This is a genomic window from Paraburkholderia sp. RL17-337-BIB-A (assembly GCF_046025895.1).
GTDB lineage: Bacteria > Pseudomonadota > Gammaproteobacteria > Burkholderiales > Burkholderiaceae > Paraburkholderia > Paraburkholderia fungorum_C.
Window position 1 is genome coordinate 238,548 of sequence record NZ_JARESY010000002.1, and the last position, 11,499, is coordinate 250,046.

Here is an 11,499-nt window from a genome sequence, read left to right on the forward strand (position 1 = left end):
CGCTGGAATCGCCCCGCCGGCCGCGCGATGGCCGCGTGTGGGTCGAATAAGCGCGTGGCTGATGTTGTCGCTCGGGGCCAAAGCGATGTCACCGTGTCGCCGGAATCCTCGCTCCGACCGTGTGATGGCCGCATGCCAGTCAACCAGGCGGCTGCCTCATCGACCGCCTTCGCTCGCCGCTGCCCGCTGCCGTGCGATCAGGTCCACTAGCCGTTCAATCTGCTTGCCCTCTGCATCGAAGTTGCCGGCGTCGAGCCAGCGCGCGTAGCTCGGGCGCAGGGCGGGCCACTCGCTGTCGATGACAGAAAACCACGCGGTGTCGCGATTGCGTTCGTGATACACAATCGCCTGCCGGAAAATCCCTTCGAACGTAAAGCCATAGCGCAGCGCCGCCGTGCGTGACGGTCCGTTCAGCGAATCGCACTTCCATTCGAAGCGGCGATAGCCGAGGTCGTCGAACACATGGCTCATCAGCAGGAACATCGCTTCGGTGGCAATGCGGGTGCGCTTCAGGCGCGGCGAATAGGTGACGTGGCCGACTTCGATCACGCCGTTCGCGCGGTCGATCCGCATCAGCGCGAGCGTGCCGACTGCCTTGCCGGTCGCCAGATCGATCACAGCGTGGTGCAGCGGATCAGGCGATGCGGCCATGCGCGTCAGATGTTCGCGATACACGGTGAGGCTCTCGAACGGCCCGACCGCCAGATAGGTCCAGTCGCGGCCATCGGGTGCCGAGCTGTAGGCCTCGTACAGGTCCGCCGCATGACGTTCGACGTCCACAGGTTCGATCCGGCAAAAGCTGCCCGCCAGCGGCTCGCGGCCTGGGGCCTTGGCGCCTTTCCACTCCAGCACGGGGGCGCCGATAGGCTGCCCGAAGGCGTTACGTCTCGGTTCCATGTCTGCTTCTCCAGTCGATAGTTGGTGATGGTTCGTTGCGGAGAACAATACGGCAAACGTGGTATGTTAAAAAGATCCAACTTAAGCCAATTTGATAGGTCCAGTCGCGATGATTGAAATCATTGGTCCGCTCGCCAACCCAGGCGTCAAGACCAGGGCCGCCAGCGGCAACGCTACCGGGACTGGTACTGGTACTGGTACTGGCACTGGCACTGGCACTGGCACTGGCAAGGGCAAGGGCAAGGGCAAGGGCAAGGGCAAGGGCACTGGCACCGGCAAGGGCAAGGGCACCAGCACCAGCACCAGCACCAGCCCCGGCACCAGCCCCGCCCCCGCCCCCGGCAGCGGCGAAAAATCCACGCCGCTGCAAAAACAACTCATCGAACGTTTGCAGCAAGCGATCCTCACGGGGCGTTTGCCTGCAGGATCGCTGCTGCCGTCGTCGCGGATGCTGGCGGCGGAGATGGGCGTGTCGCGCAACACGGTGGTGATCGCGTACGAGCATCTGGCCGCCGTCGGTTATGTCGTGGCCGACAAAAAGGGCACGCGCGTGAGTCCGCTCTCCAGCCCTTCTGCACGCGGTGAACCGCGGACACCCTCGGTCGCACCGAAAGTCGCCTACGCGGCGCGCGTAGAACAATTCGCGGCGACCCGCACCCATGTCGACAGCACCTTGCCGCTGACACCGGGCACGCCCGCACTGGACCGCTTTCCACTGACCGCCTGGCGGCGCGCACTCGAACGTTCGATGGAGCGTGCGTTGCCGCTCGCGCTCGGCTACGGCAATCCGACGGGCGAACCGGCGTTGCGCGATGCGATCGCCGCGCATTTGCGGATGGCGCGGGGCGTGCGCTGCGAGGGCTCGCAGGTGGTGATTACCGAAGGCGCGCAAGAGGCGCTGAACCTGTGCGTGCGGCTCTTTACCAATCCGGGCGACCTCGCCTGGGTTGAGGATCCCGGCTATCGCGGCGCCAAGGCCGCCTTCAATGTCGGCGATCTGGCCGTGCGGCCGATGCCGGTGGACCTTGAAGGCATCGCCGTGCCAGCCGACGCGTGGCGCACGCATCCTCCCAAGCTGATCTACACGTCGCCCGCGCATCAGTATCCGACCGGTGCGGTGCTGTCGGTGGCGCGTCGGCTGGAGCTGATCGCGCAGGCGCGCCGCTGCGGCGCCTGGCTGATCGAAGACGACTACGACGGCGAGTTCCGCCATACCGGTGAGCCCATCGCCAGCATGCAAGGGCTGGTCGAGGACGCGCCGGTTTTGTACGTCGGCTCATTCAGCAAAACGATGTTTCCGGCGCTGCGCATCGGCTTCGTGGTGCTGCCCCGCAGCATCGCCGCACACACGGCGGTCGCGTTGCAGGAGATGCTGCGCGGCGGGCACCGTCTGGAGCAGTTGGCGCTGGCGCCTTTCATCGAAAGCGGCGAATTCGGGCGGCATCTGGGCCGCATGCGGCGTCTGTATCGGGAGCGTCAGCAGGCGCTGCGCGATGCGCTCACCACGCATTTCGCGCCGTCGCAGATTCTGGGGGGCAATTGCGGGATGCATCTGACACTTCGTCTGCCGCCGCGCATTTCCGATCGGACCCTCGCCGAACGTGCACTCGCCGCGCGACTCAATCCGCGCGCGTTGTCGGGTTTTGCATTGCAGCAGCGGGAGGAGGCGAACGGGCTGGTGATCGGCTATGGCGGCACGACCGCCGAGCAATTGGTGCTCGCTGTTCGCACCTTGGCCAGGCTGGCGCGGGAGATCGCGCGCGAGTCGAGCAGTGGGCCGGCGAGCGTGGCGCCATCCAGGCGGGCGAGCGGGGCGACAAGCGGCTCGGCAAGCGGCTCGGCAAGCGCCTCGACAAGCGCCTCGGCAAGCAGGACAACCGCCAAACGCGCCGTGTAAGTTTTTACGTTTGTCCGCGCGGCCCATGTCGCGCTATCGTGTCGTTTATGCGCGGCGATTCGGAAGTGCACGACGTCGACGAATCGTCCGCAGGTCATGCCCGGCGCACCGCGACGCGACATCGCGTGACATGCGGCGCGCGCTTGCGGGGCCGCTACCTGGCTCGGGCATGAAGAATGCCTTTGTTGTAGTTATCTATGACGATTTATCGACCGGAGACGACATGAAGGAAATCGAACCGACCGCTTGGTTTGAGCTTGCTGCCCACACGCCCGTCCGTGAAGGCTGGTACGAGGTGCAATTGACGAGCGGGGAGACGGCCTTTGCGAAGTATGGCGCCGGCATATGGACCGAGAAACCGTTGCTGGTGTTCACGCACTGGCGCGGACTTTCCGCCGACCCGTCGAAAGCTGGCGAGGGCGAGGCAGAATCGATCGGCGCGGAAGCCACCGCAGCTCAGGGCGTGCGCGCTGCGTGGAACGCATTCTTCCCAGGACTCGGCGAAGAGCAGCACAAACCGCTGGACGCCGTGCCCAACGGCAAAGCCCCGCATTGATTGATGCGATGCCTGGGCGGCGGCTTAACGGCTGCCGCCTGATGATTGCTTACTTCCCAGCGGTCACTTCCGCTTCAGCGCTTCAGCCGCCATTCTGCCGATGTCCATATCGACGTCCGGCGCCGCACCCGTTTCAAGAATCCACGCAGCCGACAAACCCGACCACGCGAGAATCCACTGCAGCAAGCGGCGCCTGTCGAGCGCGGCGATGTGCGCCACGCGTTCGACGCGGCGCGCGAACCGTCCGGGTACGAGTGCGGACGCCTGGTCCGGATTGCAAAAGATGTTCGCATAGTCGAAACCGCGCTCACCGTACAGACCTTTCGGGTCGATCGCCAGCCAGCCGCGTGCGCCGAAATCGAGCACGTTGCCGTGATGGATATCGCCGTGCAGCACAACCTGGTCTTGAGGCGCGGCAAGCAGTGCTTGCGCTGCGGCGGCACTTTCGGCGAGCCAGCCGCCGTAATGCTCTGCCGCGGGCCAGAGACACTGGAACCAGCGTGGCAAGCCGACCAGTTCGGGCAGGGGTTTGTTACGCGGTGCGTGGAGTTTTGCCGCAGCGGCGCAAAGGATGTCGATGGCATGGTCATCCGCATCGTTGTCGCCCATGCGGGCTTGGTCCGCCAACGAGTAATGGCTTGGGGCGCGCTCCAGCAGCAGGGCGTCGGCGTCATGCGCGAGCACGCGGGCCGCGCCATCGCCGTCCCACCACACCATCAATTGCGCGCCGAATTTCTCTTCGGGTTCCTGCGCAACTTTAAGCATCGCGGCGACGCCATGCTGGCGCACCGGCAACAGGCGGCTGCTATGCGTGCGAATCGGCTCGCCGTCCGGCAGCAAGTCCCACTTGACGATGTACTCGGCGAACATCACGCGTCAGGCTGCGAGTGTGGCCGCGTGGGTTCTGTTCGGCGGCAAGCGTGTCTCATCTATTGCCATCGGCAAACGCCGTGAGTGCCTCGCCCGCCAACCGATAGCGAACCCATTCGCTTTGCGCGCTCGCACCGATCGATTCATAGAAGCCGATCGCCGGCTCGTTCCAGTCGAGCACGCTCCATTCGAAGCGGCCGCAGCCGCTCTCGCATGCAATCTGGGCCAGGTGGCGCAGCATCTGCTTACCCGCGCCACTGCCGCGCGAACTCGGCGACACGTACAGGTCTTCCAGATAAAGCCCGTGTTTGCCGAGCCACGTCGAATAAGAAAAGAAATAGACGCAGAAGCCGATCGGCTCGCCGTTCATCTCGCAGATCAAAGCCTTCGTGGTCGAGCTGGCGGCGAACAGGCTCGTTTCGATATCTTGAACGGTAGCGACAACTTCGTGCTCCGCTTTTTCATAGACCGCGAGTTCGGTGATGAAGCGGAGAATCAACGCGGCGTCGGATGCGTGGGCGGGGCGGATGTGGATGGTCAAGATCAGGTGCTCGGTCGGTTTGTAGGGTGGATCGAAGGTTAGCGAGTACGCTTGCGCATCGGATCAAACATGCATCGTATCGTTTATTCTGCTGTCATGGCCAGCGAGCGCTGGCACCCTGCGATGTGGAGATTGTGATTGACGTGCCTTCGCAAAATCGCTTACTGTCGATCCATGGACTTCCACTCGATTCCCTTCGCTGCCGTCACCACCACGACGACCACCTTCACAGGCGGGTCGTCTGGAGGTTGCGCACGCTAGAAGCAAGAAGCTGTGGCAGACCACCAAAGGCCCCGCCGGAAACGGACGGGGCCTTTGGCATTTCTGGACCTCCGTTTGCGGCATCGATCCACCGTATCTGCAACGTCAAGACAAACGGAGCGTCATCGTGAACGACATCGACCATCGTGTACTGGGCAACAAACTCGACCTCTTCCACCAGCAGGAAGAAGGCGCCGGCATGGTTTTCTGGCACCCGCGCGGCTGGGAGCTGTACCGTCTGCTGGAAGACACCATTCGCGCCCGCATGCGGCGCGCGGGCTTTCGCGAGATCCGTACGCCGCAATTGCTCGCGCGCTCGTTGTGGGAGAAAAGCGGGCATTGGGAGAAGTTCGGTGCGTCCATGTATTCGTTGGCCGACGCGGAAGAAGGGCGCGCGCTGTGTCTGAAGCCGATGAGTTGTCCCTGTCACGTACAGGTGTTCAACCAGCGTGTGCGGTCGTATCGCGAGTTGCCGGTTCGTTATAGCGAGTTCGGTGCGTGTCACCGTGACGAACCTTCGGGCTCGCTTGAAGGGCTCAAGCGTACGCGTGCGTTCGTGCAGGACGATGCGCATGTGTTCTGCACGGAGGCGCATATCGAAGCCGAAGTCGGCCGCTTCTGCGCGCTGTTGCGTGCGGTCTATGCGGACCTCGGTTTCCCCAACTTCAAGGTCGCGCTCGCCACGCGGCCAGCGATGCGCGCGGGCAACGACCCAACGTGGGATCGCGCGGAAGAAGCACTGGCAAATGCAGCGCGTGCAGCGGGCCTCGAATTCGACATACTCGAAGGAGAGGGCGCATTTTACGGCCCGAAACTGGAGTTTCATTTAACGGACAGCCGCGAACGCCGCTGGCAATGCGGCACGATCCAGCTCGATTTCGTGTTGCCCGAGCGGCTCGACGCGGAGTTTGTCAACGAGCGCAATGAACGCGAGCGACCGGTGATGATTCATCACGCGGTACTCGGCAGCATGGAGCGTTTCATCGCGATGCTGCTCGAACATCACGAAGGATGGCTGCCGGTGTGGCTCGCGCCCGAGCAGGTCGTGGTCGCGACGATCAGCGATGCGAATACGGCCTACGCGCGGGAAGTGATGCAGGCGCTCGATGACACAGGCATACGGGTGCTGCTCGACAACCGACCGGAGCGGCTGGAAAAGAAGATCGTCGACGCAAGGGAAAAGCAGGTGCCGATTTTTGTCGCGGTAGGTTCGCGCGATGAACGTGATCGGACAATCAGCATTCGCATGCGCGACGGGCAGCAGTCGACGTTTGCGATTGCGGAAGGTGTCGAGTATTTAAGGCTGGCTGCGCTGCCACCTCCATTGCAATCGAGGCTGTGACGGGCGCCTGTCATTAGTGGCGGCCACACGTGTGGCCGCCACACGTGTGGCCGCCAACCGGTTCACCCGCCACCGCCGGTGCCAGACCACGGGGTGTCCCGCCCGCAATGTCAGAATTGATGCCGCATCCCCATGACCAACAACAACTGCCGATTGTTGGCCGATGGCGGGACGTTGAACATCGACGCGTTAAATAGCGCCATGCCACCGCCCCCAGTGACTACCTGGTAGAGGCTTTCCAGATAGACATCGGTGCGTCGGCTAAAGGAATAGTCGGCCTGAGCGATGGCCTCGTGCCATTTTGGATTGAGATGCACGCTTCCTGAATCGAAATGTCCATCGGTCAGGGTGTACGACGCGCCAAGACTCAAGGCGTGGGTCACAAAGTACCGGCCATTGATTTCGAAGTTGTCGAAGCGAAGATTGTTGCCATCGCCACCGGGAAAAGCACCACCCTCGCCGTACGCGCTGGTGACATTATTAAAGGCCGAATGCGTCCATACGAAGCCCACAGACGAGGCCCCAAAACTGTACTTGCCTCCGACCCCCCAGATTTGCTCCCGACCGCCGTTAATAACAGAATCGTCGCTGCTCTCGGCGCCGTTCGTGTTCAGGTCGGTAGCGCTGGCAGAGCGATCGACCTGCTCGAAGGCAGCCGCCAACGACACCGGGCCATTCGCGTACCGCGTACCAAAGCTATAGACCCGATTGTTGGAGAATTGGCCTGCTTCGTTCGAGAAGCCATACATGCCGCCCGCCTGCAAACCGTTGTAATTGACGCTGTCGAATCTTATCGAGTTATTGACGCTCTGATGCCGAATCATATCGTCGTTATCGAACGGGTGATCGGCAAGATTGCCGGCCCATCCAATTCCCTCGGCGCTTAGCGGCGACACCCATTCGGACATGAAAGCGTAGCGCCGTCCGAGGGTGACGGTCCCATAGCGTGAGGAACGCAAGCCGACATAGGCCTGCCGCCCGAAGATGTCGCCTGTATTGCTGAGTTTGCCATTGGCGCTGGAAAAGCCGTCCTCGAGATCGAAAATAGCGGCAAGTCCACCGCCAAGGTCCTCCGTTCCGCGAAAGCCAAATCGCGACCCACTGATGCCACCGCTGTCCATCTCGACACCGCTGCGGCCCACGCCTCGTTGCCCCGTACTCTCGTTGTTCCCATAAATCACCGCAGTATCGATGATGCCGTAAAGCGTCACGCTGCTTTGTGCATAACTGGTTCCCGCCCAGAGAAATAAAACAGCCGCCGAAAAAACCGATTTAATCATTTGCACTTTCAAGATTCGTAGTTCGATGCATAAACGATTACCGCTATATATTATTTTATATAGCGGTAACAACAAAAAAAGGCGCTTGCCGCCTGTGCGTCCTCAAAGAATCTGGGCCGTCTAAATCGTAGCTGATATGTTGATTTGAACGGGGTAACAGTTCGCCGCCAATGCCGGGATCACAGTGCAAACCTTTGCATCGACAATTGGAGTCAGCCAACCCGGTGGACCCATTTGCGCAAAGGTGATTTCGATGTCCGGCACTTCTGAGGCCAGCGGCTCGCACTTATAGTCGGTTCAGCTTTCAGACGCGAACCCCAACTTGCGGGGCCCACGCGAAGCTTCCCCAATCTTAAGGACCCGACTATGTTGACCAAAACGTCCCCGGCGCCTCTCGCCGAACTCGATGCCGTTACCCTCGACGCGCAATACTTCGAATATACGTCGTCGGCCAATCCGATCGGCGCGAAGCTCATCTCGCGCGTGCCGTTCCGCAATTTCTCGCCTTCGCTCTACGCAACCGGCGAGACCCGCATCGTACCCCTCGACCTCTCCGCGGAGTTGGGGTGCCCCAGTCCCGCGACCGGTCCCGGCCTGTGCGCCAATTTCCTGCGCATCAACGCCGGGGATGCGTTGACGCTCGCCCCGAACGCAACCTCGCAGCTTTGCTACGTCATCAGCGGGACCGGCAACGTGACGCAGGGCGAGACCCGCTTCCCGTTTGGGCAGGGCGATTTCTTCACGCTGCCCGGTGGCGATGCCGCCGTGCTGTCCGCCGACGCGACGGCAACGCTCTACTACGTCAACGATGCGCCGCTGCTCACCTATCTCGGCACGACCGGCGTAGAGGCGCGCTTTACACCGACGCTCTATCCGGCCGCCCGGGCGCAGGCGGAATTGCGCAAGGTCGCGGAAGAAGCCAATGCGGGTCGCCGCAACCGCATCAGCGTGCTGATGGGCAATGCCAACTTCCCCCAAACGCGAACGGTCACGCATGTCTTGTGGGCCATGTTCGGCATTGTGCCGCCCAACTCGATCCAGAAGCCGCACCGCCACCAGTCGATCGCACTCGACTTCATCGCCGGCGGCCAGCCGGGTGTCTATACGCTGGTCGGTACGGAACTGGATGAGAACGGCAATATCGCGGATCCCACGCGCGTCGATTGGGAAGCCGGGATGGCGTTCGTTACACCGCCGGGATACTGGCATGCGCACTTCAATGAAACGAACGAGAACGCCTATGTGATTCCTATCCAGGATGCCGGCTTGCAGACCTGGCTGCGCACGCTCGATATCCGCTTTGCCCGTTAAGGCTGTAGCGCCAGCGCGAGTCCGTCGTCCCAGTACGGCGGCTCGCCAAACACCTCGGCATAAAAATCCACGAAGGCGCGCACCTTCGACGAGACGATTTTCTTCGGGGGGTAGACCGCCCAGACCGCTGGTTCGGCTCGCCCCGTGCGCGCCTCCCATTCAGGCAGCGCGTGCTGCAGGCGCCCTTCGCGCAGAGCCGTAGCCGCGAGCCATGTCGGCAGAAGAGCAAGCCCGCAGCCGGCCACAGCGAGTTCCAGCACGGCTTCAGAGTCGTCTGCGCGCAAGCGCCCTTGCAATTCCACCACCACCTGCTCCGACGCCGCGTGACTGTCTGCGGCGTGGGTGAAGGACCATTTGTCGTCCGGCAGCAGGGACAAGCGCAGCGCATCGTGCGCGGCCAGATCTTCAGGGACACGAGGCATCCCGCTTCGCTCGAAATACGCCGGGCTGCCGCAGACGATACGACGATGCGGTGCAATGCGCCTGGCCATCAATGACGAATCGGGCAGCACGCCGATACGGATCGCCACGTCGATCCCAGCTTCGATCATATTGAGCGTTTCGTCGGTCGACACGATATCGAGGCCGATGGCGGGGTAGCGCGTCATGAACGCCGGCAGATGCGGCACGATATGCCGGCGCCCGAATGCCGCCGGCATCGTGACGCGTAGCACGCCTTGCGGCGTGCGATTCAGTGACGACGTCACCTGGCGCGCATCATCGAGCGCCTGCAGGGCAACCATGGCGTGTTCACGAAACAGCCTGCCGCCCTCCGTCAGGACGAGCCCACGCGTCGACCGGTTAAACAGGGCAATGCCCAGATCCTTTTCCAGCTCGCTCACGTAGCGCGAGACGGTCGAGGTTTTGACCGCCAATTCACGGGCCGTCTTGCTGAAACTCTGCAGTTCAGCGGCGCAAACGAAGGCCCTTACCGCCGCAAAATAATCCATGGTATTTCCGACGCGAAGCGCGCGTCCTGCAAGAAAACTTCACGAAGTGGGGACCGGAAGCCGCGCAACGCTCTGCGTGCGAGACGTCGGCGCATGCGCGTGGACCGCACAATCCGGCTTTTGCCTGGACGGATAGTGTACTGGCACAGCGCTGTCAACGTGAGGATGGAGCCGATCGCAGAGTCAAAGCGATTGCGTTGTATGCAAAAGTCCGCTTTGGGGGGAGCGTTCGGTCATGGGTTGCAGGTCCGCGAGTGTCGCTTGTTGGCGTGTGTCCATGCCAACGACCACGGTTACAGTGTTTGATCCGACTGTTGCTCGATTACGCCGAACCAGCCCATACCGCGATAAGTTTCATAGCCGGGTGTCAGCGCATATCCGACAAGCGATCCTTCAGCCGTACGGTAAGTTCCGGTATCAGCAATGTTCGGTGGCAGGTCGAAGCGCATACCCTCGCGGCCCGCTGTCGCGGAGGAGGCGATCACGCGACCACTTGCGTCGACGATCATGCAGCGCGTCCGCTCCCGTTCTCCATGGGTCAGCCGGACGCCATTGACGACGGTCGACGCCTGCTTGGCCCAATCGAAGAACACGGCCAGAACGCCGACGACCTTTCCGTCACTCGCACCGTCCTTGCGGATCGCCGTCGCATAGGTGGCAACCTGCGCGCCGTTCAGATCCGCGGCTATGTCAACGTTGGCGGTTGCGTATTCATCGCCGGAGCGCGTAGCGAGCGCCGCAGCGAACCAGTCATGCTGGGCAGCGTTCACTCTGTCGACGACTGGAAACAGCGAAGGTCTTCCGTTCGCAACGACGCAACCCTCGGTATCCAGCACCCAGATGTCGAGGTACACCGTATAGCTATCCAGGATGACGGACAGCCGCTTTGCCGCATGCGCGGCAGCCGGCGCCGATCCAATCGTCATGCAATCGACAACCGCTGCATCGGTTGCCCACCAACGCACATCGCATGACCGTTCGTAAAGGTTGCGGTCCACCACGTCGATCATGTTCAACGCCAGGTCGGTCAGACGCTGGCCCTGTTGCCGCTCAAGTTCCGTCACCATGCGTTCGCTGATGCTGGTCAATTCCTTACCCAGCTCGCCGGTCAGTTGCCCGATCCGGCCGGACACGTTCTTGACCTGGTTCGCGACGACCGCAAAGCCGCGGCCTGCCTCTCCAGCACGAGCAGCTTCGATCAACGCGTTGATTGCCAGATAGGTCGCCTCGCGATTGATCAGGTCGATATCGGCGATCTTATCCCTGGAGATCTTGCGCACTTCGCGGGTCAATCCGGCGATGATCGCGCCTTCGGACGATTGACGAGGTTTTGCCTGCTCTATGGACATCTGTATATCCCAAATGCGTGCGGGGTGGGGAGCCCGTTGGCTCCTCGCCAGTTCGAAGAAGTAATCGGGATTAACGGCATTTTGAAGCAGATACTTAAGGGAAAAACGACCGATATTTTGGCGCTTTGATGCGCCATTTTCGTGCGCACCGACGCTTGGCGTTTTTTGTCGCCCATTGCGCTCGTCGCGAGCAGCCGCGTCGCGTCAACGTGACCTCTGTTATGTGGCCGTCTCTGAAGCCTCCC

10 protein-coding genes are annotated in these 11,499 nt (G+C 62.0%); 4 read left to right on the plus strand and 6 right to left on the minus strand.

All coding sequences use genetic code 11. From position 1 onward, the window contains the following. Positions 1–156: 156 nt before the first annotated feature. The gene (locus P0D84_RS22070) at positions 157–897 is read right to left on the minus strand and encodes a GNAT family N-acetyltransferase (protein ID WP_408340355.1); all 741 of its coding nucleotides are present in this window, start codon (positions 895–897) and stop codon (positions 157–159) included. 109 nt (positions 898–1,006) lie between these two features. Between P0D84_RS22070 and pdxR the strand changes: the two genes are divergently transcribed. Both pdxR and P0D84_RS22080 read left to right on the plus strand, forming a co-directional pair. After that, the gene (gene pdxR / locus P0D84_RS22075) at positions 1,007–2,794 is read left to right on the plus strand and encodes a MocR-like pyridoxine biosynthesis transcription factor PdxR (RefSeq protein ID WP_408340357.1); all 1,788 of its coding nucleotides are present in this window, start codon (positions 1,007–1,009) and stop codon (positions 2,792–2,794) included. Positions 2,795–3,017: 223 nt separating this feature from the next. Beyond that, complete coding sequence (locus tag P0D84_RS22080; protein WP_408340359.1) at positions 3,018–3,350, plus strand: hypothetical protein; 333 nt, start codon at positions 3,018–3,020, stop codon at positions 3,348–3,350. 63 nt (positions 3,351–3,413) lie between these two features. Here P0D84_RS22080 and P0D84_RS22085 read toward each other — a convergent pair whose 3' ends face one another. Both P0D84_RS22085 and P0D84_RS22090 read right to left on the minus strand, forming a co-directional pair. Continuing rightward, positions 3,414–4,220 (minus strand): aminoglycoside phosphotransferase family protein, encoded by an 807-nt coding sequence (locus P0D84_RS22085; RefSeq protein ID WP_408340361.1) that lies wholly within the window; start codon positions 4,218–4,220, stop codon positions 3,414–3,416. Positions 4,221–4,275: 55 nt separating this feature from the next. Further along, the gene (locus P0D84_RS22090; RefSeq protein ID WP_408340363.1) at positions 4,276–4,761 is read right to left on the minus strand and encodes a GNAT family N-acetyltransferase; all 486 of its coding nucleotides are present in this window, start codon (positions 4,759–4,761) and stop codon (positions 4,276–4,278) included. Positions 4,762–5,149: 388 nt separating this feature from the next. Between P0D84_RS22090 and thrS the strand changes: the two genes are divergently transcribed. Next, the gene (gene thrS, locus P0D84_RS22095; protein ID WP_408340365.1) at positions 5,150–6,364 is read left to right on the plus strand and encodes a threonine--tRNA ligase; all 1,215 of its coding nucleotides are present in this window, start codon (positions 5,150–5,152) and stop codon (positions 6,362–6,364) included. Positions 6,365–6,474: 110 nt separating this feature from the next. Here thrS and P0D84_RS22100 read toward each other — a convergent pair whose 3' ends face one another. Further along, positions 6,475–7,644 (minus strand): porin, encoded by a 1,170-nt coding sequence (locus P0D84_RS22100; RefSeq protein WP_408340367.1) that lies wholly within the window; start codon positions 7,642–7,644, stop codon positions 6,475–6,477. A 366-nt stretch (positions 7,645–8,010) separates the two neighbouring features. Between P0D84_RS22100 and P0D84_RS22105 the strand changes: the two genes are divergently transcribed. Beyond that, on the plus strand, positions 8,011–8,955 hold the full coding sequence (locus P0D84_RS22105; RefSeq protein WP_408340369.1) for a cupin domain-containing protein: 945 nt from the start codon (positions 8,011–8,013) through the stop codon (positions 8,953–8,955). Here the strand turns inward: P0D84_RS22105 and P0D84_RS22110 are convergent. Then, the gene (locus tag P0D84_RS22110) at positions 8,952–9,905 is read right to left on the minus strand and encodes a LysR family transcriptional regulator (protein WP_408340371.1); all 954 of its coding nucleotides are present in this window, start codon (positions 9,903–9,905) and stop codon (positions 8,952–8,954) included. The two genes, P0D84_RS22105 and P0D84_RS22110, sit on opposite strands and share 4 nt — an antisense overlap. Positions 9,906–10,198: 293 nt before the next feature. Beyond that, positions 10,199–11,254, minus strand: a complete 1,056-nt coding sequence (locus P0D84_RS22115; protein ID WP_408340373.1) for a cache domain-containing protein — start codon at positions 11,252–11,254, stop codon at positions 10,199–10,201. Between the last annotated feature and the right edge of the window lie 245 nt (positions 11,255–11,499).